Origin of the sequence: Pantoea sp. EKM101V (genome assembly GCF_011800325.1) — a bacterium.
Classification (GTDB): Bacteria; Pseudomonadota; Gammaproteobacteria; order Enterobacterales; family Enterobacteriaceae; genus Pantoea; species Pantoea anthophila.
Genome location: NZ_JAALFP010000053.1, coordinates 1 through 209, shown reverse-complemented (window position 1 = coordinate 209; position 209 = coordinate 1). Strand labels below are relative to the sequence as shown.

General features: G+C 63.6%; 1 protein-coding gene. It reads right to left on the bottom strand.

Annotated elements, in window-relative coordinates:
• The coding region (locus tag HFD92_RS21595) for a DUF2235 domain-containing protein (RefSeq protein WP_167429679.1) at positions 1 to 209 on the bottom strand (209 nt) is incomplete at both ends.

Genomic DNA, 209 nt, shown 5'->3' with positions numbered 1-209 from the left:
CACAGCCGCTGCTCGTGGGAAGAGACCAGGTGGACGCAGTTTTTAATCAAGCCCCCGTAGACCTTCTCTGCCGGCAGTTCCTGGGTCCCGTCCGCCCATCCCATATGCCCTTCCGCGACCGGGGCGATATGCGCCACGCCCACCGAGGCCACCGTATCCAGCAGGCCAAGAAACTCCACGCTGAGCGGAATTTTCAGCCCCCCTACCGC